This window comes from Riemerella columbina, from assembly GCF_030517065.1.
Taxonomy (GTDB): domain Bacteria; phylum Bacteroidota; class Bacteroidia; order Flavobacteriales; family Weeksellaceae; genus Riemerella; species Riemerella columbina_A.
The window spans coordinates 424,094-448,363 of sequence record NZ_CP103950.1; the positions used below are offsets into that span (position 1 = coordinate 424,094).

General features: G+C 40.8%; 18 protein-coding genes and 1 pseudogene. 13 read left to right on the forward strand and 6 right to left on the reverse strand.

What is annotated here, in order from left to right; translation table 11 throughout:
* Positions 1–5 precede the first annotated feature (5 nt).
* The 10 genes from NYR17_RS02015 to NYR17_RS02060 all read left to right on the forward strand — a co-directional run bounded on the left by NYR17_RS02015 (position 6) and on the right by NYR17_RS02060 (position 11,652).
* Positions 6–1,001: a DNA-directed RNA polymerase subunit alpha gene (locus NYR17_RS02015; protein WP_302506045.1), complete on the forward strand. Its 996-nt coding sequence runs from the start codon at positions 6–8 to the stop codon at positions 999–1,001.
* A 9-nt stretch (positions 1,002–1,010) separates the two neighbouring features.
* Positions 1,011–1,505: a 50S ribosomal protein L17 gene (rplQ, locus tag NYR17_RS02020; RefSeq protein WP_302506046.1), complete on the forward strand. Its 495-nt coding sequence runs from the start codon at positions 1,011–1,013 to the stop codon at positions 1,503–1,505.
* A gap of 173 nt (positions 1,506–1,678) precedes the next feature.
* A complete protein-coding gene (eno, locus tag NYR17_RS02025; protein WP_302506047.1) occupies positions 1,679–2,971 on the forward strand; it encodes a phosphopyruvate hydratase in 1,293 nt (430 codons plus the stop codon).
* Between the two features lie 256 nt (positions 2,972–3,227).
* Positions 3,228–3,782: a hypothetical protein gene (locus NYR17_RS02030; protein WP_302506048.1), complete on the forward strand. Its 555-nt coding sequence runs from the start codon at positions 3,228–3,230 to the stop codon at positions 3,780–3,782.
* A gap of 18 nt (positions 3,783–3,800) precedes the next feature.
* Positions 3,801–4,394, forward strand: a complete 594-nt coding sequence (locus tag NYR17_RS02035) for a DUF6252 family protein (protein WP_302506049.1) — start codon at positions 3,801–3,803, stop codon at positions 4,392–4,394.
* 24 nt (positions 4,395–4,418) lie between these two features.
* Positions 4,419–5,015 (forward strand): hypothetical protein, encoded by a 597-nt coding sequence (locus tag NYR17_RS02040; protein ID WP_302506050.1) that lies wholly within the window; start codon positions 4,419–4,421, stop codon positions 5,013–5,015.
* Between the two features lie 4 nt (positions 5,016–5,019).
* A complete protein-coding gene (locus tag NYR17_RS02045; RefSeq protein WP_302506052.1) occupies positions 5,020–8,043 on the forward strand; it encodes an alpha/beta hydrolase in 3,024 nt (1,007 codons plus the stop codon).
* 72 nt (positions 8,044–8,115) lie between these two features.
* Positions 8,116–8,868 carry a hypothetical protein gene (locus NYR17_RS02050; protein ID WP_302506053.1) on the forward strand — a complete coding sequence of 251 codons (753 nt, stop codon included), beginning with the start codon at positions 8,116–8,118 and terminating at the stop codon, positions 8,866–8,868.
* A gap of 483 nt (positions 8,869–9,351) precedes the next feature.
* Positions 9,352–10,638, forward strand: coding sequence for a citrate synthase (locus NYR17_RS02055; RefSeq protein ID WP_302506054.1), 1,287 nt, complete (start codon positions 9,352–9,354; stop codon positions 10,636–10,638).
* Positions 10,639–10,737: 99 nt separating this feature from the next.
* A complete protein-coding gene (locus tag NYR17_RS02060; protein WP_302506055.1) occupies positions 10,738–11,652 on the forward strand; it encodes a dimethylarginine dimethylaminohydrolase family protein in 915 nt (304 codons plus the stop codon).
* 75 nt (positions 11,653–11,727) lie between these two features.
* Here NYR17_RS02060 and NYR17_RS02065 read toward each other — a convergent pair whose 3' ends face one another.
* The 5 genes and pseudogenes from NYR17_RS02065 to NYR17_RS02085 all read right to left on the reverse strand — a co-directional run bounded on the left by NYR17_RS02065 (position 11,728) and on the right by NYR17_RS02085 (position 20,850).
* Positions 11,728–13,953 (reverse strand): outer membrane beta-barrel family protein, encoded by a 2,226-nt coding sequence (locus NYR17_RS02065; RefSeq protein WP_302506056.1) that lies wholly within the window; start codon positions 13,951–13,953, stop codon positions 11,728–11,730.
* A gap of 637 nt (positions 13,954–14,590) precedes the next feature.
* Positions 14,591–17,748 (reverse strand): annotated as a pseudogene (locus NYR17_RS02070) (efflux RND transporter permease subunit).
* A 43-nt stretch (positions 17,749–17,791) separates the two neighbouring features.
* On the reverse strand, positions 17,792–18,856 hold the full coding sequence (locus tag NYR17_RS02075) for an efflux RND transporter periplasmic adaptor subunit (protein ID WP_302506057.1): 1,065 nt from the start codon (positions 18,854–18,856) through the stop codon (positions 17,792–17,794).
* 22 nt (positions 18,857–18,878) lie between these two features.
* Positions 18,879–20,228, reverse strand: a complete 1,350-nt coding sequence (locus tag NYR17_RS02080) for a TolC family protein (protein WP_302506058.1) — start codon at positions 20,226–20,228, stop codon at positions 18,879–18,881.
* Between the two features lie 4 nt (positions 20,229–20,232).
* On the reverse strand, positions 20,233–20,850 hold the full coding sequence (locus NYR17_RS02085; protein ID WP_302506059.1) for a TetR/AcrR family transcriptional regulator: 618 nt from the start codon (positions 20,848–20,850) through the stop codon (positions 20,233–20,235).
* Positions 20,851–20,958: 108 nt separating this feature from the next.
* On the opposite strand from NYR17_RS02085, the gene recJ reads away from it, so the two are divergent.
* Genes recJ through NYR17_RS02100 form a run of 3 tightly spaced genes read left to right on the forward strand, consistent with a single transcriptional unit; the run spans position 20,959 to position 23,631 of the window.
* Positions 20,959–22,674, forward strand: a complete 1,716-nt coding sequence (gene recJ / locus NYR17_RS02090; protein WP_302506061.1) for a single-stranded-DNA-specific exonuclease RecJ — start codon at positions 20,959–20,961, stop codon at positions 22,672–22,674.
* Positions 22,675–22,683: 9 nt separating this feature from the next.
* The gene (nadD, locus tag NYR17_RS02095; protein WP_302506062.1) at positions 22,684–23,268 is read left to right on the forward strand and encodes a nicotinate (nicotinamide) nucleotide adenylyltransferase; all 585 of its coding nucleotides are present in this window, start codon (positions 22,684–22,686) and stop codon (positions 23,266–23,268) included.
* 21 nt (positions 23,269–23,289) lie between these two features.
* Positions 23,290–23,631: a DUF3817 domain-containing protein gene (locus NYR17_RS02100; RefSeq protein ID WP_302506063.1), complete on the forward strand. Its 342-nt coding sequence runs from the start codon at positions 23,290–23,292 to the stop codon at positions 23,629–23,631.
* Between the two features lie 15 nt (positions 23,632–23,646).
* Here NYR17_RS02100 and NYR17_RS02105 read toward each other — a convergent pair whose 3' ends face one another.
* Complete coding sequence (locus tag NYR17_RS02105) at positions 23,647–24,267, reverse strand: hypothetical protein (RefSeq protein ID WP_302506064.1); 621 nt, start codon at positions 24,265–24,267, stop codon at positions 23,647–23,649.
* Positions 24,268–24,270: the final 3 nt, after the last annotated feature.

A 24,270-nucleotide genomic window follows, 5' to 3' on the forward strand; every position in this document is an offset into this window, starting at 1 on the left:
AAACTATGGCAATTTTAAATTTTATAAAACCCGATAAAGTTATCCTCCTGAACTCTACCAACTTCCAAGGTCAGTTTGAATTTAGACCTTTAGAGCCAGGGTACGGATTAACCATCGGACACGCTTTGAGAAGAGTTTTACTCAGCTCTCTAGAAGGTTATGCTATTACATCAATAAAAATAGAAGGCGTAGAGCACGAATTTTCCACCATCCCAGGCGTTATAGAAGATGTAACTGAGATTATCCTTAATCTAAAACAGTTGCGTCTAAAAGCAAAAGCAGAAAACCAGCCAGCAGAAACAGTAACTGCTAAACTCTCTAACCTCCAGCAGATTACCGCAGGAGACTTAGGGAAGGCCATCTCTGGTTTTGAAGTTCTAAATCCTGATTTGGTAATTTGTAACCTTGCAAAAGATGTAAATTTAGAAATGACTTTTAGCATCAATAAAGGCAGAGGTTATGTTCCATCTGAACAAAATAAATCTAACAACGCTCCACTCGGTACTATCGCGATAGACTCTATCTACACCCCAATTAAAAAGGTGAAGTACAGCATAGAAAACTACCGTGTAGAGCAAAAAACGGATTACGAAAAACTAATCTTAGATATTGAAACAGACGGTTCCATCTCTCCACAAGATGCACTCATAGAGGCTTCTAAAATACTGATCTATCACTTTATGCTATTCTCAGATGAAAGAATTACTCTGGAAACTGAGGCCGTAAAAGCATCGATCCAGTACGATGAAGAAACTCTACACACCAGACAATTATTGAAAACTAAACTCTCAGAAATGGACCTCTCCGTAAGAGCCCTTAACTGCCTAAAAGCTGCAGAAGTAGAAACCTTAGGCGAGTTAGTTTCTTACAGTAAATCTGATCTGATGAAGTTTAGAAATTTCGGTAAAAAATCATTAACGGAGCTTGAAGAATTAGTACACTCTAAAGGCCTCAACTTCGGTTTTGATGTAAGTAAATATAAGTTGGACGCTGATAAATAATCCTTAAAAATGAGACACGGAAAAAAATTTAATCACTTAGGTAGAACAGCACCTCACAGAAAAGCGATGCTTTCTAATATGGCGTGTTCCCTAATTGAACATAAAAGAATCAATACTACAGTAGCTAAGGCCAAAGCCCTTAGAATGTACATAGAGCCGCTTCTTACCAAAGCGAAAGAAGATACAACACACAACAGAAGAGTGGTATTTTCTTACTTGCAAAACAAATACGCTGTAAGCGAGCTTTTCAGAACAATAGCCCCAAAAATCGCAGAGAGAAATGGTGGCTACTGCAGAATTATCAAAACTGGATTCAGATTAGGTGATGCTGCGGATATGGCAATGATAGAGTTGGTTGACTTCAACGAACTTTACAACCCTAACGAGGCTGAAAAGAAAACAACAAGAAGAAGCCGTAGAAAGTCAACTTCTAAAAAAGAAGAAACACCTGTAGCAGAAACTACAACAGTAGAAGAATCTACAGAGGAGAAAACAGAAGAGTAGTCTCACTACTTTTTATTAAAGATAGCCCGCTCGGCACCTTTGGTGCCGAGCGGGCTTGTTTTATCCCTCCAATAAAAAAGCGAGGATACCCAACAAAAATCACCTACAATAAGCGCGTTACTTTCAATATAATTCCCTAAATTTGTGGGATAAAAACGATAAAATATTAAAAAATGAGTTACATTTCTTACATTGAGGCGAGACAGATTTTAGACTCGCGTGGTAATCCTACTGTAGAAGTAGATGTATTTACTGAAAGTGGTGCTATGGGTAGAGCTGCCGTACCTTCGGGGGCATCTACAGGAGAGCACGAAGCGGTAGAACTAAGGGACGGCGGCACCGATTATCTCGGCAAAGGCGTTACCAAAGCCGTAGAAAATGTAAGAGAAATCATCGCTCCAGAGCTCATCGGCTTGCCAGTGTATGAGCAAAACCTTATCGATCAGATTATGATTGACTTAGATGGCACGCCCAACAAAGGCAAATTAGGCGCCAATGCCATTCTCGGCGTATCTTTGGCAGCAGCTAAGGCAGCAGCTACAGAGCTCAGACTTCCGCTTTATAAATATGTAGGTGGCGTGAATGCCAACACTCTACCGGTGCCGATGATGAATGTCATCAATGGAGGTTCCCATTCCGATGCCCCTATCGCATTCCAAGAGTTTATGATTATGCCAGTAAAAGCAGACTCGTTCTCCCACGCATTGAGAAAAGGAACCGAAATTTTCCACAACCTTAAGTCCATATTAAAAGGCAGAGGACTTTCCACAGCCGTAGGAGATGAGGGTGGTTTTGCACCAACTTTCAACGGAACGGAAGATGCGCTGGACACCCTACTCCAAGCCATTGAAAAAGCAGGCTACAAACCTGGCGATGATGTGATGTTGGCATTAGACTGCGCTTCATCAGAATTTTATACCGATGGCACCTACGATTATAGAAAATTTGAAGGCGACAAAGGTGCACACAGAAGCCGTGAAGAGCAAGTTTCTTACTTAGCAGAATTAACGCAGAAATACCCAATCATCTCCATTGAAGACGGTATGCACGAAGACGACTGGGAAGGTTGGAAAATGCTAACCGACAAAATAGGTGATAGAGTACAATTGGTGGGTGATGATTTATTCGTAACCAATGTAGAACGCCTTTCCAGAGGGATAAAAGAAGGCGTGGCGAACTCTATTTTAGTTAAAGTGAACCAAATTGGCTCCTTATCCGAAACGATGGCAGCAGTACAGATGGCGCAGCACAACAAATACACTTCGGTAATGTCCCACCGTTCGGGCGAAACTGAGGACTCCACCATTGCAGACCTTGCCGTAGCGATGAACTGCGGACAGATAAAAACAGGTTCAGCCTCTCGTTCAGATAGAATGGCGAAATACAACCAACTCCTCAGAATAGAAGAAGCCTTAGGCGAAACCGCTATTTTCCCAGGAATGGACGCCTTTAAAGTGAAGAGATAGTTAAACCTTTACGATACAAACAATACAGCAATAGCATTTATCCCAAAAGATAGATGCTATTTTTTTTGCTTAAATGGAGGCTAATTCATTTTTTATTGTATCTTTATCCAAAAGTTTTGATAAAATAATAGTTCTTATTTGATTTTTTGAAAAACTTAAATGGATTATTGATGTAAAACTTAAAGATGACAAAACGAACACTATGACCATGAGAACTCAACCATTTAAAACACAAACCCATAAAATCAATAAAATTATGAAACATTTATTTTTAGCCTTGTTAGTAGGTTTTTCGCTTACTACTTGCAGAGAAAGAGAGCCCGACCCTAATATCCTACCACCAGCCACCCAGTCTGGAGCGAACACCGCAGGGTGTTTAGTGAATGGAAAGGTACTTGTTTTTGCGAGGAGTAAAAAAGACAATTTCTCTCCAGAAGAGTCTTTTTATCAGCCATCAATGGACGGTAAATCTTTTAGAATTAAATTGTATATGGGCTCTATAAAGAACGATGTAAATAAAGGGCGCTTTGATCTTTTTTTAAGATCAGACAAAAGGTTAGAGCTCAACAAAAAATACATTGTCGGAGATACGACGGATATTGCCAATAAAGACTTTCCTTCAAACAATCTTCTTATTGGATACAGGGATAATGGTTATAGAACGGATAATAACTATAAATGCGAGATCATTTTTACAAAAGTTACTCAGGGAGGTATTGCTTCGGGTACATTTAGTGGGAAATTAAGAGGGATAAGGTTCCCTGAAAAAGTTATTGTCATAACAGATGGTAGATTTGATATAAAACTTTAACAACTAAATTAGATCAAGATGAGAACTCAACCATTTAAAACACAAACCCATAAAATCAATAAAATTATGAAACATTTATTTTTAGCCTTGTTAGTAGGTCTTTCGCTTACTACTTGCAGAGAAAAAGAGCCCGACCCTAATATCCTACCACCAGCCACCCAGTCTGGAGCGAACACCGCAGGGTGCTTAGTGAATGGAAAGGTTTGGGTAGCGAGTAAAAAAAGTAGCACTAGAGGATTTTATGTTGGTGCAACTGGAGCGGAAATTTATAGTGATGGAACCTTTAAGATAGGGGTAGAGTTTAAAAATGTATCCAATAAAAGTTATATAAAAATGGGAATTAAGAAAATTAAATTAGAATTAAATAAAGAATACACTATACCTATAAATAGTCCCTTGGGTGAAAATATAGGAGGGGCATTTTATGTGCAACATTCTGTTATTGGACCAGCTTATTATACTAAATCTCCAGACTATACAGGTAAAATAAAAATCACAAGATTAGATATTCCTAATGAAATTATATCAGGAACTTTTGAGTTTGATGCGGTTGATGAGGATGGGAATGTCGTACATATTACCGAAGGAAGATTTGACAAAAAATTTGATTAACTTTAACAACTAAATTAGATCAAGATGAGAACTCAACCATTTAAAACACAAACCCATAAAATCAATAAAATTATGAAACATTTATTTTCAGCCTTGTTAGTAGGTCTCTTGCTTACTACTTGCAAAGAACGAACCTCGGAAGATCCTCAAAATCAACTTCCTCCTATTACCCAAAACGGAGCTAATACCGCAGGGTGTTTAGTGAATGGAAAGGTACTAATCCCTAGAAATGGAGTTTCTGCAATCCCTACGGTTTATGGATTATACATTAACATTAATAATTATAATCCAGGCTATTATATACGCTTGTATAATGTTGAAGAAAAAAGGCGAATGTATATATATGTACAGAGTCAAAACAAAACAGGAAACTTCACTATAAATCAATCGAATGGTAATGGCACAGGGACATCCCAAACGCTTTCTCAAATGTTCTATGAAATAGATAATAAAAAATATCTTTCATCAGACCATTCGGGTTTAATTACCATTACCAGATATGATTATCCGATAGTTTCAGGAACTTTTTCAGCAACGCTTTACAATGAAGACAATCCATCAGAAAAAATCCAAATTACCGATGGAAGATTTGATATTAATGTAGCAACTCTTAATAAGTAAAAATATGAAAACAATTTTAAAATTTTCAGCCCTTTTTCTTAGCATCATACTGTTTGCTCAAGAAAAAACTTATACACAAAAGATGGACAGTCTTATGATGTATGTAGATAAAAACCAAATGACTACACCTATTCTCTATGACCGGGTATTTTCTTTTTCAGACCTAAATACATCGGTGCCAAGTAGTATCTCCTACGATTATTTTCTCCAGTCGTGGAGCGAGATGTACCGCGCCAGTTATCAGCCTAATTTTGTTTCTCCTGATCATCTTCAAGAATATGCTATAAACAGTTTACAAAACAATCAAGTACAGATAGGGGTGATTAATCTAAAATACAACTACATTGATTTTGGTACAGATGAAGATCCAAACTTGGTTTTTGAGGAAGGCTATTTTAGAAATGTACCAGGTAAAAATCCATTTAAAGAAGCTCAGATCTGTTTAGTAAGCCCCTTAGTGTCAGAGATTACAAGCCCTCAGGTAAACTATATACTTACCAGCAATACCATAGCACAAGACCCTACACTACCGCCTATTGAAAGTATAGAACTAAACTTAGGTGACGGGGTAATACGGAATTTAAACCTCAACTCACAACTCTCTGTAGCCCAAGCTCAAAAATTGGTGGTAAATTATACCTCTGGGGGCAGCAAAAATCTCTCTTTCAAATTAAAATTTGCAGACGGAACCAGCAGAACATTTCATAAAAGTATAGAGGTAAAACTTGAAGATAAGCGCGTGGCTGCCAGTACCAATAGCAGACTTTATGCTGAGGCAGAAGATTTTATAGGGAATAGGGGGATCACACAAACCACACCATTTAGAGGCTATAATGAGTCTGTTGCCAAATCTGGAACATTAGAGTACAGAACCTATTACAATAGAATATCTAACTCAGGATATACACCTGGAACTAATGGAAGTTTAGGATTTTTTTCAAAACAACCCCAACTTAGAAAGCCTGTGATTATCTTAGATGGATATGACCCCGGAGATGGTAGAAAATTAGATGAACTCTATGATCAAATGAATTATTATGTTAATGATATAAAGAATGAATCAAATAAAAGAAACCTCATTACCAAACTTCAAAACAAAGGCTTTGATGTTACTCTGGTCAATTTCCCTAATGGCGCAGATTTTATAGAACGAAATGCGATGGCAGTAGTAGAGCTTCTTAAAAGAGAAAATGATAAACTAAAACAAAACGGGAGTTCAGAAAAAATTATACTAATAGGTCCCAGTATGGGAGGGCTTATTTCTAGATATGCCTTAGCCTATATGGAGAAAAATAATATTCCCCACAATACAAGGCTATGGGTAAGTTTTGATAGCCCTCACCATGGGGCTAACATTCCACTTTCAGCACAGACCAATTTATTCTTCTTCGGAACCATAGGAGGCTCAGAACAAGCAGCTAATAAATTTAGAGAAAACTTCTTCTCTCCAGCTGCACGGCAGATGCTTATTGAGCAGCTTGATGGCTATCCTAATCCCACCTCTCTTTCAAGTAATTCAGGAAGAAACAACAATCATCCTTTTCGTAAACAATTTTTACAAAACCTAACCAACAATGGCATACCAGGTTCAAATGGATTTCCCACACAGACAAGGAATATAGCCATTGCCAACGGAACTACCACAGGGCAAAAAACAAATTCAGAAGCGCAAACACTATTAGAAATGGCAGGCTTTGGACCATTTAAATTAAAAGCAGTAGTTTTAGTTGACAACGCTTTGCCAGCCTCTAATACTTCTGCACTTAATTTTGAAGGCAAATTTACAAAAATAGTGAAATGTCGCGTTCCACTTACAGGAATGACTTTTACTTGTGGGATAAACATTATTAATGTAAGACGGTGGACGGACAACCCTAACCCCAGAGGCGCTATGGATGTAGTACAAGGGGGAACATTCAACACCCAAGGAATTTTAAAAGATGAATTTGACCCTGTATTAAGAAGCAGTTTAAAAAGAGTAGAGTGGAGAGGGTACAGACCCAATCATGCATTCATCCCCACAGTAAGTTCTTTAGCCTTTAAAAACCCAAATTTTGATTGGAATGCAGACATCAATAGAAATCTACTCTGCAATAGAGAAATCCCTTTTGATGCCTATTTTGCCGCAGAAACAAACGAGGAGCATGTATCGGTATCAAATGAACTAGTCAACTGGCTTATGAAAGAAATAGAAGGTAATAACCAAGCCCCCTATCTTAATTTGTCCAACATTACATTATCCACTACACAAAAAATACTTTGTGCAAACGAAACTACACAAGTATCCATAAATACAACAGACTCATGTAGCTTACCTAGCAGATTTACATGGAGTACCTCTCCAAATCTACAGATTATTGGTAGCAATACAGAAAATACAGTACAAATTAAAGGAAAACAAAATGGGTTGGGGTATGTTGATGTAAACTTCACTAACGGACAAAAAATAACCCAAAAAATCTGGATCGGCAAACCACAAATACACACAAAACCAGAAGAAGGCAACACCAACTATGTCGTCCAGAATATAAAATCCCTAAACAAAGAAGCTACCTTAGAAGACCAAGGCTTAACACCAGCAGATGTTACTTGGAAAAGAAAAGACACAGGAGCCATAAGAACAGGCTATACTTACTTTGCAAATGGGCGTGGGTACAACTGGCATTTAGATTTAGAAGTAAACGCTAAAAATAAATGTGGCAGCACTACCTATGCTACCACTATAACTCCACCCCCTCCTGGTATGTGTGATTACACCTACACCGTATCAAAAATTCAAAATGACCAGTACACCGTTATCAGAATAATAGATCCAATGTGCCCTAAACAAACCCCAGGAGACCATAACCTAACCCAAAGCACCCTCAGCAGCACCTACCATATCACAGTAGTCAACAGCTTAGGGAACACCATAATTCAAAAAACAGGCAAAGACTTCAGCCTCTCCAACCTCCCCACAGGAAGCTACTTTGTTAAAATAATAAAAGATGGACAAATGCTCGTAGAGCAAACACTCATTAAAAAATAAAACCCTAAAGCAGATGATTTTTCATCTGCTTTTATTATATTCGCAGTATAATAACCCAAAAAACAATATATTATGAACAATCCACAAAACCCAAAACCAAACAAAAACTCCGTGAGCGAAACAGGGCACGCCAAAAATGTAGCCAACCTACAAAAACTTACAGAACAAGTAAAAGTCTACACCCAGTACAACCCACCAGTAGACAATTTAAAAGTAGACAACCTGCAAACCCTTTACACCAGCGCAGCCACAAAACTCAACGAAGTAGAAGAAAAACGGAACGCCAACAAAAACGCAATAGCACAGCGCCAATCCGCCTTTGAAAACCTAAAACCCACCTGCACAAAAATCATGAACCACTTAGCCATTTTAGGACTACAGCAGGGAACAATAGACAGAGCAAAATCCTTAAACCGCCTCATTCAGGGCGGACAAAAGAAAGAAACACAACCCACAGAAGAAGGCAAAGAAACACCAAAAACAGCCTCCACATCCAGACAATCCTACACCCAGCAAGCCGAAAACTTCGGTATACTACTACAACTATTAGCAACAATCCCCGCCTATAACCCAAACGAAGACGACCTGAAAATAGAAAACCTCAACACCTACAAAACCTCATTAATGAGCGCCACCCAAGCCGTTGACCAAACCGAAGCAGAACTCAACAAAAAAATGATAGAAAGAAACCAAATACTCTATGGAGACGGAACAGGACTCTACACCATAGCCCAAAATGTCAAAAAATATGTTAAAAGCGTCTATGGAGCCACCTCCTCAGAATACACAACCATATCAAACATTAAATTCACCTCCTATTCCTAATATGAGAACAACCCATATTTCAATTAAACCCATCTAACTCCATATCAAAGCATCCTAACCCAGCATACCGTTAAGATGCTTTGATATTTTTACATTAGAAAAAACAATTAAAGCAAACCAAAAATATATTTTACCAAACTCATACAATATTATAGCAAGAACAAAACATATTTTATCAAACCAAAACAATATTATATCAAGAACAAAATATATTTTACCAAACCAAAACAATATTATAACCGTCATAATTTATATTCTGGCAACCATAAAACCAAATCTTGCTTACCAAAACAATATGATAGCACCCCAATGAGTAAATTTTTTGACAATAATGAGCCATCACCTCACCCCAAATTAAAATCCCGACCATAAAAATAAAACCATTATAGAAACCATCAATAGCACTAATCGTTTGTAGTTAATGCTATTTTTTTTGTACCTTTATCGCGAATTTTTTCTAACCCTTAAAAAACACATCCAATTATGTCAGATAATAAAGTATTTTTGAAATACGATGGAAAAGAGTATGAATATCCTATCGTAGACAGCACCTTAGGAGATAGAGGTATAGATATTTCCAAATTAAGAAACGAAACAGGCTTAATCACCTTAGACAAAGGCTATAAAAACACAGGAGCCACCATCAGTGAGATCACTTTCCTTGATGGAGACAAAGGCGAATTGTTTTATAGAGGTTATCCCATAGAGCAGATCGCAGAAAAATCCAACTTTACAGAAGTGATGTATCTATTGCTTCACGGAGAGTTGCCAACAGAAGAGCAGTTCAAACAATTTGAAAACAACATTAAAGAATACAATTGGGTAGCAGAGGAAATGAAGAAACTCATTGATGCCTTCCCTCGTTCTGCGCACCCTATGGGCGTTCTCTCTTCGCTGACTTCTGCCTTGACAGCCTTCAACCCTAAATCGGTAGATGTTAAATCCAAAGAAGATTTAGACCACGCCGCAGAAATGCTCATCGCTAAATTTGCACACTTAGCCGCTTGGACTTACAGAAAAAAACAAGGGCTACCCATCAACCACGGCGATAACAAGCTCAACTATGTAGAGAACTTCTACAAAATGTGCTTCCGTATGCCAAACCAAGATTTTGAAATGGATCCAGTAGTGGTAGATGCTTTGGACAAACTCTTAATCCTCCACGCAGACCACGAGCAAAACTGTTCTACCTCCACCGTAAGAATGGTAGGCTCTGCACACACAGGACTTTTCGCATCTATTTCTGCGGGGGTTTCAGCACTTTGGGGACCACTCCACGGGGGCGCTAACCAAGCCGTGATTGAAATGTTAGAACTCATCGAAAAAGATGGCGGCGATGTAGAAAAATATGTGAAAAAAGCCAAAGATAAAGAAGACAACTTCCGCTTAATGGGCTTCGGACACAGAGTTTATAAAAACTTTGACCCAAGAGCCAGAATCATCAAAAAAGCAGCAGATGATATTCTAAACAAACTCGGCATCCACGATAAAACATTAGACATCGCGATGCAGTTAGAAAAAGTAGCCTTAGAAGACGATTACTTCGTAAGCAAAAAATTATATCCAAATGTAGACTTCTATTCTGGCATCATCTACAGAGCATTAGGCATCCCTACCGAAATGTTTACCGTGATGTTCGCCTTAGGAAGACTCCCAGGATGGATTTCTCAATGGAAAGAAATGCGCTTAATGGGGGACCCTATCGGAAGACCTCGTCAAGTATACCAAGGCGCTACCAAGAGAGATTATGTACCAATGAACGAAAGATAATCTAAGGGTATGCAGATTAAAAAGTTCTTTCCAAACCAATGGGGAGAACTTTTTAGTAATAAAGAAACACGCTTATCAAGATTAAAATTTTAACAACAAATGAAACTGAACATACAAAACGAAACAGGCAGGCTAAGGTCGGTAGTTTTGGGGCAGCCGCAGTCTAACGGCGCTGCACCCACATTGGAAGAAAGCTATGATGCCAAATCCTACCACTCCATTCAGAATGATATTTATCCTGTGGAAGCCGACATTATTTCGGAGATGAACGCCTTTGAAGCGGTACTCAAAAAATACGATGTCAAGGTTTTTCGCCCAGAGGTCATCCAAGATTATAACCAAGTATTTGCGAGGGATGTTGCCTTTGTGGTGGAGGATAAAATGGTGCTTTCTAACCTTATCCCAGACCGCGCCGATGAGCAAGAGGCATACAGCAAAATCTTTGAACAATTGGAATGGCGGAAGATCATCAACCTCCCAGAAACCGCTCATATAGAGGGCGGAGATGTTATTGTCTGGAATGATTTCCTATTCATAGGCACTTGTTTTAGTGAGGATTACAGAAACTTTAAAACCGCACGAACCAACGAGTACGCCATAGACATCCTCAAAGAATATTTCCCGAAGAAAAGAATTTTAGAGTTTGATTTAAAGAAAAACGACAAAGTTCCTTACGAGGGTATTTTGCACTTAGATTGCACCTTTAACCCTGTGGGCAAGGACAAGTGTATTATTTACAAAGATGGCTTTGTGGAAGAGAAAGATTACGAACTCATTCGGGATATTTTTGGCAAAGACAACTGTTTTGAGGTCACTGCGGAAGAGATGTTTGCAATGAACCCGAACATTTTCTCTATTTCGCCAGAAGTGGTGGTTTCGGACCAAGCTTTCACGCGGATGAACAAGCACCTAAGAGAAGAGTGGGGGCTTACCGTGGAGGAAATTCCTTACCGAGAAATTTCTAAAATGGGTGGCTTACTCAGATGCTCCACAATGCCACTGGTGAGAGATTAGCACCAACCATAGACCAATAAAAAACTTCTCTTATAACGCTAAGAGAAGTTTTTTTTGTATTAAGGGAGGGAGGTTTTATTTTTCTTTTCCTGTGCGGCTTTGGATGTCGCTATTGGCACTCTCCACCTCTTTTACTTTTTTCAGCTTTTTATTTCCGAAGTTGTAAGTAATAGACACCGAGAATTCGCGTTCATAAGTATATTGTTGAACATTGTTATAATAACCATTGGCTTGCTCATTCGTAATATTGATGTTAGAGTTGGTGCTGAAAATATCATTAGCAGCGACTTTAAAAGTCCAGTTGTTCCAATTTTTTCTCAATGCCAAACTTAAATTTTGTATGGCTTTTAACCGACCTAATTCTATATCTTGAGGAGAAACCCAGAAGTAATCAACATCTAACCACAGGTTTTTACTTGAATTCAGCGCCACTTGGTTATCAATACTCAGCACCCAAAAGTTGGAAGTTCTACTCACCACATAAGGTTCAAACTTTTCTTGAGAAATAGGGTCGGTATCCACTTGCCCAGAGAATTTTTTATGAATCCCCGTAAGGGTTAGGCTGTTCATCCATCTATTGTTGAAGAAGGCTTTTTGCATTCCTATACTCGCCGTAAGAACATTCTCATCACCATAATTGGTTCTGATGTAGCGGATTTCCGTTTTGTTATTCACCTGTCTTTGCAGTGGGATCTGCGTGTTAGAATTATTTCTGATGCTATGACCTAAATTAAAGAAATAAGCATTTCTGAACATATACATCAACCGTTGATTATAGCTGGTAGTGGCTTTCATAAAAGGGTTGTTCTGTATAAAGTTGGTCTCGCTGGTGTAGGTTCTTACAGGGTTAATTTCCCAAAACGAAGGGCGGCGCACACGGCTGGAAAAAGAGTAACTCAAAGAATGGTTGTCATTGATTTGATACGCTACATTCACAAACGGTAACCAGTTGTTGTACCTTTGGGTAAAGTGATAATAAGGATCATCTTTGCCCTCTATATCGCCTTTGGTGGCGGTGGTTTCGTAGCGAAGCCCTATTTTGGTAGAAAGCTGGTTGCCAAAATTTCGGCTATAATTGGCATAGAGCGCTCCAATATTTTCGGTATAGATAAAATGGTTGCTCAACCCATCATTTTTGATGAAAGCTTGCTGTGCGGCAGCCTCTTCGTAGAGGGCGTCATTATCCGTTTTCGTGTTAGAGAAATAACCCCCGAATGCCAACTGGCTTTCATCTTTCATTTTCCAAATATAGTCCGCTTTGCTGGATATGTTGTGGATGGCTTGCGGTGTGGTCTGCCTTAGGCTGTGGCTCAGAAGCTCCTCCTGCGTATTTTGGTCAATGGTGTAGAAATCACTATTCTTCTCCAAATGTTGATGATAGTTGAGGTACGCCACATTGAGCTTGAGCAAACTCCCCTGTTGATCGGTTTTTAAATCATAGTAAAGCGAGGTAGAATAGTTTCGCTCTTTATCGTTCCCTAAACCTTTGGTCAGCCTGATGGACTGCAGGGCGCCGTGAACATAGTCATAATTGATGGTGTGGTCTTTACTCTCTTTCTCCCACGACTGCGAGGTATAAAAATTAAAATTAAGATGGCTTTTATCAGTCAGTTCATAGTCGGCAATGAGGTTAAAGTTAGACTTCTCACTTGGATTATCAAACAGAGATTCAGAAGAAGTTTTGTAGGTTGCGTTGCCATTATCTAATAATGCTTTCAGATGATTGGTGTTTTTCTGATAACCCGCACTGGCACTAAGCCCAAGCTTATTTTTACGGTAGTTAAGGCTAAGGCTGGTAGCCGTATTATTATAATAATCTTGCGTATTCTCCATTTTTAGCGTACCGTTGAAGAGGTCTGTTTTGCTGCGTTTTAGCTCAATGTTGATGATGCCTACATTCCCTTCCACAGCGTATTCACTACCAGGTGTTGCAATCACTTCTATTTTTAAAATGCTTTCCGAAGGCGTATTTTTTAACAATTGAGACAGTGCCTCTTGGCTCATATTGGCTTTTCTTCCGTTGATGTAAATAACGGCGGGGGTAGAGCCTAAAATTTTGAATTCCTTACCATCGGTTGTAGAAATGGTTGGCGTTTTTTTGAGAACATCAATCGCGGTGTTGCCCTTAGCCACTGGCGATGCCGATACTTGATAAACCAAACGGTCGGCTTTCTGTTGAATGTACTTTTGGGTAATCACCACCTCTTCTATTTTTTTAGTTTTCGTGGTGTCTGTTTTTTGCTCTTGGGCAAAAGTGAAGCCGAAGGCTAAAGTTCCGAGGAGAATGCTTAGTTTTTTCATGGTATTTTACTTTTTTAGTTTAGTTTTTAATAAAAAAGAGCCGAAATGAAGTTGGTTATTAGCTTTTGAAGTGGTCTTTCGGCTCTTTTAGATTTTGGTTATTAGTTTTTATTGGTTTTGGTTATTAATTTCTGTTGCAAAGATATGTAAAAATATTATTATCTTGCAATACAAAGTAATGATTATTTTTATTAAAATCTATTAAGTTGCTGATTGTCAGTGTTAAAAAAAATATAAAAAATTTTCCTCAATAATAGAGAAGACCACCCATTACCCTTTTTTTAATGAAAATAGAGGGGCGTATTCAGGGTTGAACGATTGAAAAATTTGTGAAGTGATCAAGCGGCGGTTGGTTTTTATACGATGTTTGTTGAGGCAGAAAGGTTATTTTTCACATCAAGTGTCTCAGCATAGTGAATATTCCCCTCCTCTGGAGGGGGGGCCTGAAAGGCGGGGTGGAAAAAATTCACAGATTAGCAACTGTGGTAATTTAAATACCCTTCAGACAAAACACCCCGCCCTGCGGTTCCCCCTCTTTTTAAAGAGGGGAATTTTTCCTTTTTAAAATCCCCAACTATCCATTACAAAAAAAGCTGCCCCTGTGGGCAGCTTTTTATCAATCCATTAAAAAGAATTTTTAAAACTCCATTTCATCTTCTGGGTGGAGGTGGGTGTAGTCTGCTACCATTAGAGCGTCGTAATCTTTTTTCTCGTGTTTGGAGAATTTTTGTTCTATTCTTACGATGATATAGTACACTACTGGCACAATAACTAGGGTAAGGAATAGAGAGGAGAGTAGCCCCCCGATAATGACGATGGCAAGTCCGTTATTCATCTCCGAAGCGGCACCTGATGCCATAGCGATAGGGAGCATACCAAATACCATGGCGATAGTGGTCATTAGGATAGGTCTTAGCCTTGCATGGTTGGCTTGTATTAGGGCATTTGTGATGGTTTCACCATGTTCTAGTCTATGGTTAGCAAAATCTACCAAAAGGATTGCATTTTTTGCTACGAGCCCAATGAGCATAATCACACCAAGAATGGTAAAGATGTTTAAACTTTGGTTGGTGAGGGCTAGTGCCCATAGTGCACCGATGAATGATAATGGTATAGAGAATAGCACGATGAATGGTTTAACAAAATCATCATAGAGGATTACCATAATCATATATACGAGCATAATGGCTGCCAAGAGGGCGTATCCCAAAGTACCAAAACCTTCGCTTTGGTCCTCCATATCACCGCCCCAAACCCATTTTACGCTGGCTGGTTTTTCCACAGATTCTAAAGCTTTTACCCATTCCTGAGCCACGCCACCAGTGGTTTTACCAATGGTTTGAGCTTGTACTGTAACCGATGGCGAACGGTCATAACGCTCTAATAACGCAGGTCCCGAAGAGAAATCCACTGTCGCAAATTGAGAAAGTTGGATTTTCTGCCCTTGGTTATTGATGAAAGTGATGTTTCGCACATTATCAATGCTGCTGCGGTTGGCTTCATCTAAGATGATGTTAATATCATACTCATTGTTCCCTGTACGGAATTTATTATCGGTGTCTCCACTAAATGCCGTTCTTAGGGTTTGCCCTACCACAGCCACATTGAGTCCAAGCGCCGTCATTCTATCACGATCTACGGAAACGGAAATTTCAGGGTTACCTTCTTCCACACTGAGTTTAATCTCGTTGGCACCCTCTATGGTTTTGAGTTTGGCTTCCGCTTTTTTTGGCGTAGTCCATTGCTTCTTCTAAACTGTTACCAGTGATCACCATTTGGAGGGGGGCCTCCTCTGCTCCCATAAGCCCCATAGGTACAGTGGTTACCTTTGCTCCTACGAGTACTTTTTCTAGTTCTCTTTTGATTTTGGCGGCAAAGATTTCACTAGGGTCTTCTCTTTTAGATTTGTCTATAAGTTTTACATTAATTTCAGATTTGTAGGCTGTAGACTGAGATGCCCCCATACCACTACTAGACTGCCCTACGGTAGTAATGAGAGTTTCTACATTAGGGTTTTTAGCAAGATACTGCTCTGCCTTCTGCGTCATCCAGTTAGTTTGCTCTATGGATACATCTTTGGGCATTTCTATTTGTACTAAAAACTCTCCTTTGTCTGTTTTAGGGGAAGAAGTCTGATCCTATATACCCACCTACGAGTAAAGCTATAGAGCTAACAAATAAGATAAATGTAACCAGGAAAGTAAGGATTTTATGCCCTAGGCACCATTTAAGTAAATCCGTCATAAAATGTGTGAACTGCGTGAGTCCATCTTCAAATTTATAAATGATTTTTCCAAAGAAAGAGGTCTTGCTGATGAGCTCCAATTTTCCGTATCTGGAAAACAGCCAAGGCACCACGGTAAAGGATACCAAGAGGGAAAGCAAGGTCGCGATAACTACGGTAACACAGAACTGGCGAATGATGTTGGACACCAAGCCAGAGCTCAATGCAATCGGTAAGAATACCACCACGATGACCAAGGTAATAGCCGTTACAGTAAAGCCGATTTCCTTAGAACCATCATAGGCGGCGCGCACTTTATTTTTCCCCATTTCCATATGGCGGTGGATGTTTTCTATCACCACAATGGCATCATCTACCAAGATACCCACCACCAACGAGAGGGCGAGCAAACTCATCAAGTTTAATGAGAAGCCAAACAGCGCCATACCGATAAAAGTGGCAATTAGGGAAGTTGGGATAGATACCATCACAATCACGGCATTCCGCAAACTGTGGAGGAAGAAGAGCATCACGAAGGCTACCAATGCCACCGCAATCAGCAAGTCATGCATTACGGAATCTGCAGCATTTAGGGTAAATACAGAGGTGTCATTCGCTAAGTCTACTTTTACATTTTGGGTTTTGTATTGCTCCTCTATGCTTTTGATTTTCTTCTGTACCAGCTCACTCACCGTTACGGCATTGGCATCGGTTTGCTTTTGCACTTGGAGGAGGAGGGTATTTTTCTGGTCAATTCTCGCAATTTTTTCCACTTGCTTTTGGGTATCTTGCACCTCTGCCACATCAGAAAGTTTAATGTTGATGCCATCTTTGGAGGCGATGGTCAAATCTCTCAGCTGTTGTACGGAAGTGATTTTCCCTGAAAGTCTAATCAAAGTAGAGTTGGTACGCGTGCGGAGGTTCCCCGTTGGGAAATCCATATTAGAAGCCGAGATGATCTGCACCATCTGTGGAATGGTAAGCCCATAACCTTCTAATTTGGCTTGGTCTAAGTTGATGCGGATTTCTCGCTCCTGTCCCCCTACGATGTTCACTTGTGCCACCCCAGGGATACGGGAAAATTCAGGTTGAATTTTTTGGTCAATAAGGTCATAGAGTTCGCTTTCGGTTAAATTCGCTGTTACCCCCATACTCACGATAGGCAGGTCTGAGAGGGAGAATTTAGAAAGTGAAGGCTCTTTGGCATCTTCTGGCAAATCCGAACGAATAGCGTTGATTTTCCGCTGGGCATCGTTCAGGGCGTAGTCGGTATCTACCCCTTCGTTAAACTGCACGATAACCACCGACAGGTTTTCATAAGATTTGGATTGTAGTTTTTTAATCCCTTCTAATGAAGACACGGCATCTTCTATTTTCTTGGAAACCGTATTCTCTACCTCCGATGGCGATGCCCCAGGATATACAGTGGAGATGGTAACTACTTTGACTTCAAATTTCGGTACCAGCTCATAGCTCAGCTGTTTGTAGCTGAATAACCCCCCGATGATGAGCAATGCCAACATCACAATCACAAGGCTGGGTCTTTTTATGGATACTTCTGCTAATTTCATAATGTTTTTTAAAAAATTCAGAGTTATAAAAAAGGCGGTTGGCTTATTTCAACACTTTTACTTTGGTTTTATCAGAAAGGTTGATTTGTCCACTGGTTACCACCATATCGCCAGCGTTGAGGCCGCCAGTTACTACCACTTTGTCGCCATAGTTGGCACCACTTTGGATTTTGGTCAGGTGGGCTACATTGTCTTTCACTACAAAGACTAAATTATCGCTAACCCCACCTACAAAGGCTTCTCTCGGTAAAGTTAGCACATCGCCAGCACCACTGGTTTTGAAGATGGCTGTGGCGTACATTCCAGCTTTGAGGTGGCTGCCAGCATTGTTAATGGTAATTTCTACTGGGAATTTCAACGCACCATTAGAGGCAGGAGCGATGAAAGTGATTTTCCCATCAATAGTAGCATCAGACACGCTTGGTTTAATCTGCACGGTGTTGCCCACGGCAAGTTGTGTTACTAAGGCTTCATCTACCTCTACTTTGAGTTTAAGGGCAGAGATGTCCACCACTTCCACAATCGGAGTTCCAGCGCCAATCACGCTCCCGAGTTCCACCATTTTTTTGTTGACAATCCCACTGATTTTAGACACCACATTGGTATCGCCAGATTGTAAATTTGCCGATTGCACTTGGGCACGGGCGTTTTTCACTTGTAGGCGTGCTTGGTCTAATTGCAAAGCAGTAACCCCACCTGTTTTATAAGCGGCTTCGTAGCGGCTAAGAGCAGAGAGGGCTTGGTCTAAGTTGGCTTGCGCATTGCTGGCATTCACATTGAGTTTGTCGCCTTTTAGTTTGGCAATCACTTGTCCTGCACGCACATAGCTGCCTTCTTTCACATAGAGCGCCACCAGCTGACCGCCCATTTCCGCAGCGATGTCGGCTTTTTTATTCGGAAGGAAAGTCCCGTTCACACTAAAATCTCCGCCGATGTACTCTTTCTTCACGGGTACAGCTCTCACGGTTACGGCGCCATTGCCGCTATTGGATTGGGCTACAATGTCCACCTTCTCTTGGTTATTGGCTTTGTTTCTTTGTAAAATAAAGTAGAAACCTACGGCTACAGCCACTACCGCGATTATGCTTAATAAAGTTTTCTTATTCATATCTGTTCTATTATCTATCGTTTTATTTCTGGTTTAAAGTTCTGAGTTTGCCTTGAGATTTAAGGAGTTCTATCTCGGCAAGTTTATAGTCTAATTTAGATTTTGTAAGGTTGTTTTTGGCGTCGGCTAAATCGCGTTCTGCATCCAAAATATCGTTCAGCGTTGCCAGTCCGTATTGGTAATTAGAGCGGGTGTTGTCCATCACTTCTTCTGCCAATTGCACATTATTTTCTTGATTTTTAATGGTAATCAAGCCGTTTTGCAGTTGTGTAGCGGCGTTGTGATAGGCTAAGCTGAGCCCCAATTCGGTTTCTTTAAGGTTGGCTTGGGCTTTTTCTATTTCTATTTTATCTTGTTCCACTTTGGATTTGGTAGAGAAGCCGTTGAAAATCGGAATGCTGATGTTCAGCCCCACGGTCGCCATATCCGACCAATAAACTTTGTCCTTTTCTCCGTGCCAGAATGGGAATTTTGCCCCTTGCCCTAACCAACTATAGTTGGCTAAAAGCGTTGCCGTTGGGTAATACTCTGCCTCGGAGGCTTTTTTCTTCCAATTGAGGAGCTCCACCTGTTTGTTGAGGAGTTTGAGCTCGGTTCTTTCGGAGAAATCAGGCGCATTATCCGCCACCAAAATAGAAGGTTCAAAGGTGCCTTCTGGTAGGCTAATCTCTTGCTCCATAGGCATTCCAATCATAAATTTTAGGGCGTTTTCACTCAACTGTACAGCGTTGATGAGCTGTTGTTGGTTGGCTTTCAAGTTATTCACGGATACCAAAGTTCTGTCGTAATCTATCTTTTTGGCTAAGCCTGCATCATACAGCCCTTTGATGATTTTGATGGTTTGCTCTGCAATGTCCAAATTATCTTTAAGGTTTTTGAGCATCTGTTGCGCTTGATAAACTTGGTAATACGCATCTGCCACCTTTTCGATGATTTGTTCCTCGGTCAGTTGGGCATTGATGAGGTAAAACTCTTTGGTAGATTTTGCCGCCTTCAGCCCTGTGAACACCGACTGATTGAAGAGGATTTGCTGCAACTGCACCATATTGGTGCTCTGCCACTTTTGCCCAAAAGAGACTTTAACATTCTGCCCAGGGAGCCCAAACATTTCGCCTGGCAAAACATTTTGCTGGAGTAGCGGATTGTAGTTGGTGGTGCTATTCACCGTGATTTTGGGTAAGGCGTTGGCTTTCACTTCCGCAATTTCGGCATCGCCTTTTCGGATGTTGAGCCTTGCTTTCTCGGCATCGGCTTTGTGCTCTATGGCGTAGTCTATCGCCTCGGGGAGCGTGAGCGTCTTGGCGTTCTGCGCATAGAGCCCCGTTTGGAACAATAAGGCGAAAAGCCCTAAAATTTTAAAATGTTTATTCATGGGTTTATATGTTGTTATTTTTAAGTTTCAATTCGTTGATGATGGCTTTGCCAGCGGGCGTTACAATGGCGTTGAGGTAAAAATCTACCACACCTTGGCAATAGGCTTCTCTACCGATGTCTTGCTCGTCTTCAAACAAGGCAGAACGGTCATAGGCGAACATCAGTTCTAATAAATATTTGATGTAGATTCTCGCCTCAAAATCTGGTCTATACAGCCCCTCGGCGCGCCCTTTTTCAATGTTGGAAAGCAAAATCTCGGACACCGCACGGTTCACTTCCGCCAAATGGTGGTTGTAGATGTTGGGGTAATACTTGATGAGTTGTCTGATGAATAGTGTTTTGTTATTTTTGGAGATGGTTTCCATTTCCGATTTCCGTAGGAACATCCGTTGGATAGGGTTGAGGTGTTTTTGTTCCTCAGCTTTCAGCATCACCACAAGTTTTTTCAAGCGAAACATAAGGACTTCCACCAATAGGGCTTCCTTGTTTTTATAATGTTGGTAGAGTGTTTTTTTAGAGATAGAAAATGCCTTGGCGACCTCGTCCATTGTGAGGGTTTTGGCACCATTTTCCCAAAAGAGCTCAGATACTTTTTCTAAAAATGCGGTATTGTCATTCATAATTCGGCGACAAAATTACAACTAAAAAAACTAAAAAACAAAAAAAGTTTCCAAGTTTTTTAAGGGTGGGGTTGGGGGCGTTTATTTTTTTCATTACCTTTGTTCGTTATGAATCAGAAGTGGATTTTTAAAACAGAACCCGATGAAGAGGTAGTAGATGGGCTCATATCCTCCATAGGCTATGGCTCTTTGGAGTCTAAAATACTGGTGCTTAGAGGGATTGATGATTATCCTAAAGCCCGAGAGTTTTTTAAACCCAAGTTAGAAGATATGCACAATCCGTTTCTTATGGCAGATATGCAGAAGGCGGTGGAGCGGATTGCTACAGCCATAGAAAATGGCGAAAATATATTGGTCTACGGCGATTATGATGTAGACGGCACCACGGCAGTTTCTCTAATGTACCGTTACCTTTCTAAAATTGTAGGGAAGAAGTATTTGGATTTCTACATCCCAGACCGCAACGGCGAGGGCTACGGCATTTCTAAAGAAGGTATAGACTACGCAAAAGCCAACGGCGTGTCGCTCATCATTGCTTTGGATTGTGGCATTAAGGCGATTGATAAAGTGGATTATGCCCAAAGTTTAGGCATTGATTTTATCATCTGTGATCACCATTTGCCTGGCGATGAAATCCCCAAAGCTGTGGCAGTATTAGACCCCAAACGCCAAGATTGTCGCTATCCTTTTAAGGAACTTTCGGGCTGTGGCGTGGGCTTCAAGCTCTGCCAAGGGCTCAACACCATTTATAAAATCCCTGAAGCGGAACTATTTGAACTGACCGATTTATTAGCGATTTCCATCGCGGCGGATATTGTTTCTATGAAAGGCGAAAACCGCTTGCTGGCAAAATTAGGTTTAAAACACCTCCGCAAAACCAGAAATATTGGGCTAAGGCTCCTCATCCCGAAAGAGAAATTGTCCACTTTTAACATTTCTAATATCGTGTTTGAGATTGCCCCTAAAATCAATGCGGCAGGGCGAATTTCGCACGGCAAGGCAGCGGTGGAGCTGATGGTTTCTGAAGATTTAAAACACGCCACAGAGATTGTGGAAAACATCATCAGCCTGAATAACGACCGTCGAGAGATGGACCTCAGCTCTACAACGGCAGCGCTCCAGCAAGTGGTAGACACCCACCAAGAGGATAACGCCACCACGGTGGTCTACGGCTCGGATTGGAATAAAGGCGTGATTGGCATTGTGGCTTCTCGGTTGACCGAAGTTTATTATAAGCCCACTGTGGTGTTTACCGATGGCAATGCTGGCGAGATTGTGGCTTCTGCGCGCTCTGTGTCAGATTTTGATGTGCACCAAGCGCTGGAGGAGTGCTCGGATTTGTTTTTGAAATTTGGAGGACACCCCGCTGCGGCAGGGCTTTCTATGGAAAAAGAGAAGTTGGAGTTGTTTAAACAACGCTTTGAGGCAGTTGTGGCGGCACGCATCCAAGAGCATCAGAAGAGCCCTTCCATCACCATAGATACGGTGATTGATGTAGAAAATCTGAACCGAGATTTCTTTCAATTTCATCGTAAATTGGCGCCTTTTGGTCCACATAATATGAAGCCTATTTTGGTTTTGGAACGGCAGGAAGTGGTGGGGCACATCAAGTCTATGGGGAAAGATGGCAGCCATGTGAAATTCCACATCCATAACCCAGCCACAGGGCGAAATATAGAGTGTGTAGGTTTTAAAATGGGACAATATCTGGAAGATTTTAAACATAAGAAATTCAATATGGCATTTACCTTAGAGGAGAACCATTGGAAGGGTAATGTGACCTACTACCTTAATGTGAAAGATGTCGTATTCATCGATAATTAAAGAGATACTATGAAGAAAATAGGCTTGTTTTTTGGGTCGTTTAACCCAATCCATATCGGGCATTTGATTTTAGCCAACTACATCCTTGAGCATACCGATATGGATGAGCTTTGGCTGGTGGTAAGCCCACAGAATCCGTTTAAGGAAAAGAAATCTCTACTGGCAGACCATAATCGGTTAGAGATGGTGGAGCTCGCTATTCAGCATTATCCTAAAATGCGGGCTTCTAATATAGAGTTTGCCCTGCCACAGCCCAGTTATACCATAGACACGCTGGCGTATCTGCACGAAAAATATCCTGATTATCATTTCAGCCTGATTATGGGCGAGGACAATTTGGCACACCTCCACAAGTGGAAAAATGCAGAAAAATTGGTCAGTGAACACCAGATTATCGTTTATCCAAGGCTGTTTGATGGCAATAGTGCGGATTATCCTTATGCCCAGCATCCGAACATCCACCAAGTGTCGGCGCCCGTGATAGAGCTTTCGGCAACGGAGATTCGGCAGATGATTAAGGCACATAAAAATGTACGCCCTATGCTGCCGCCAGAGGTATTTGCCTATTTAGATGGCAGTAGTTTTTATCAATAATTTCAGTTTTACCTTAGAATAATGAACAGAATAGAAGCCTTTTTTAACCGATATCCAACCGAGAAAATCATCCGTTGGTTTAAGCAAGTTTGCATTGCAGAGGCTATTTCTTGCTTCCTCCTCTATGGCATCGCGATGGTGTGGAAGCGCTACGATAGCGAGGGCGTGCTGCCTACGGTGTTCATCATTATTATTGGGAATATCCACGGCTTGTTTTTCACCCTCTATCTGTTGCTCTGTATCCCTGCACGGCGGATTTTTCATTGGGATGATGAGGATTTTGTCTTCGCCTTGCTATCGGCATTCTTCCCATTTGCTACCATTTGGGTGGAGAAAAAGTTGGCGCGCCAAGATCGAGAGTAGCCCGCCGCGGTGGTGTTATTCTTCTAAATGGTTGAGCTCGTCATAGTTGGCTTTCAGCTGTTTGAGAAGCTTGCCGTAGAGTAATTTTTGGTAAAGATACCTTAGAATGTAAAGGAATAGCCCAGCCAAAGCGAGGGTGAAAAGGGTTAGAGCGCTGAACACCAATAGTTTAATCCAGAAACTTTGGGTGCCATCGAATAAGACATTGTAACCGAGGTAACCATAGGCGATAATAAAGGAAATGGCGGTCTGCCAAAGGAAAATCCGAATGTACCACTCCACGATTTTTCGGGTGAGGAGAATGCGCTGCATCAGTTTTTTGGCGTTCTCTTCGGAGCGGATTTTAAAGTTGAAAAAGAGTAACAAAATAATGAATGCAATGGGCATTACCACCGCAAAGAGGTCCAAAGCGGTGATGAACCACGGCATATCATCAGGGGTGCTCAGGTCGGTATAATGTTCTAATACGAGGTCTAAAATCTGCCACGCCGAGATTTCTAAAATCCCAATGATGAGCACCCACTGGGCGATAGAGATGGATTTCTTCTTCAGCATCCCAAAGAGTTCTTGCTCGGTATAGGTTTTAAAATCTGAGGTATTGTCCCAGTTTTTTTTCAGTAATTCCAGTTCGTCCATAGG

Excerpts from the sequence above, each read along its gene's own strand:
- NYR17_RS02015 (WP_302506045.1), top strand. The coding sequence starts at position 6 with ATGGCAATTTTAAATTTTATAAAACCCGATAAAGTTATCCTCCTGAAC.
- rplQ (WP_302506046.1), top strand. The coding sequence starts at position 1,011 with ATGAGACACGGAAAAAAATTTAATCACTTAGGTAGAACAGCACCTCAC.
- eno (WP_302506047.1), top strand. The coding sequence starts at position 1,679 with ATGAGTTACATTTCTTACATTGAGGCGAGACAGATTTTAGACTCGCGT.
- NYR17_RS02030 (WP_302506048.1), top strand. The coding sequence starts at position 3,228 with ATGAAACATTTATTTTTAGCCTTGTTAGTAGGTTTTTCGCTTACTACT.
- NYR17_RS02035 (WP_302506049.1), top strand. The coding sequence starts at position 3,801 with ATGAGAACTCAACCATTTAAAACACAAACCCATAAAATCAATAAAATT.
- NYR17_RS02040 (WP_302506050.1), top strand. The coding sequence starts at position 4,419 with ATGAGAACTCAACCATTTAAAACACAAACCCATAAAATCAATAAAATT.
- NYR17_RS02045 (WP_302506052.1), top strand. The coding sequence starts at position 5,020 with ATGAAAACAATTTTAAAATTTTCAGCCCTTTTTCTTAGCATCATACTG.
- NYR17_RS02050 (WP_302506053.1), top strand. The coding sequence starts at position 8,116 with ATGAACAATCCACAAAACCCAAAACCAAACAAAAACTCCGTGAGCGAA.
- NYR17_RS02055 (WP_302506054.1), top strand. The coding sequence starts at position 9,352 with ATGTCAGATAATAAAGTATTTTTGAAATACGATGGAAAAGAGTATGAA.
- NYR17_RS02060 (WP_302506055.1), top strand. The coding sequence starts at position 10,738 with ATGAAACTGAACATACAAAACGAAACAGGCAGGCTAAGGTCGGTAGTT.
- NYR17_RS02065 (WP_302506056.1), bottom strand. The coding sequence starts at position 13,953 with ATGAAAAAACTAAGCATTCTCCTCGGAACTTTAGCCTTCGGCTTCACT.
- NYR17_RS02075 (WP_302506057.1), bottom strand. The coding sequence starts at position 18,856 with ATGAATAAGAAAACTTTATTAAGCATAATCGCGGTAGTGGCTGTAGCC.
- NYR17_RS02080 (WP_302506058.1), bottom strand. The coding sequence starts at position 20,228 with ATGAATAAACATTTTAAAATTTTAGGGCTTTTCGCCTTATTGTTCCAA.
- NYR17_RS02085 (WP_302506059.1), bottom strand. The coding sequence starts at position 20,850 with ATGAATGACAATACCGCATTTTTAGAAAAAGTATCTGAGCTCTTTTGG.
- recJ (WP_302506061.1), top strand. The coding sequence starts at position 20,959 with ATGAATCAGAAGTGGATTTTTAAAACAGAACCCGATGAAGAGGTAGTA.
- nadD (WP_302506062.1), top strand. The coding sequence starts at position 22,684 with ATGAAGAAAATAGGCTTGTTTTTTGGGTCGTTTAACCCAATCCATATC.
- NYR17_RS02100 (WP_302506063.1), top strand. The coding sequence starts at position 23,290 with ATGAACAGAATAGAAGCCTTTTTTAACCGATATCCAACCGAGAAAATC.
- NYR17_RS02105 (WP_302506064.1), bottom strand. The coding sequence starts at position 24,267 with ATGGACGAACTGGAATTACTGAAAAAAAACTGGGACAATACCTCAGAT.